Origin of the sequence: Mesorhizobium sp. M7A.F.Ca.US.005.03.2.1 (genome assembly GCF_003997795.1) — a bacterium.
GTDB lineage: Bacteria > Pseudomonadota > Alphaproteobacteria > Rhizobiales > Rhizobiaceae > Mesorhizobium > Mesorhizobium ciceri.
In genome coordinates this window covers 1-378 of record NZ_RZRP01001658.1, presented here as the reverse complement: position 1 = coordinate 378, position 378 = coordinate 1, and the positions used below count along the sequence as shown (strand labels likewise).

Annotated in this window: 1 pseudogene; it reads right to left on the bottom strand. The window is 67.2% G+C overall.

Annotated features, from left to right (window positions below):
* Positions 1–378, bottom strand: a pseudogene (locus tag EN991_RS39675) (carbohydrate kinase); the annotation flags it as partial.

Genomic DNA, 378 nt, shown 5'->3' with positions numbered 1-378 from the left:
GCGCGCCGAGTTCGGCAAGCCTGTCATAGCCGAGCGCTTCGATCGCGGCGATGCCTTCGAACATCGCTTTCAGATAATCGGCGTCGTCCGCCGGCCGCGGCGCAAGGCGAGGCGGCAGCGCCGGATCGGCGATCGGAAACCGTTCGCCCGTGGCGGGAAGCGGATAGTAATCGAGGCCGGTGCCCGTCTCCGGGTCGATTGTCGCGCTGAGTTCGATGATACGGGCGAGCGGAAAGTGCTGGGCCAGCACCTTGCCGCCTGAGTTCGAGGCACCGCCCGCCAGCCAGGCGTTGCCGAGCCGGTGGCTGTAGATGCCGAAGCGCGGCGCCGAAATCGGTCGGTCGGACAGGATCTTGATGGTCAGCGAGGATCCCAGCG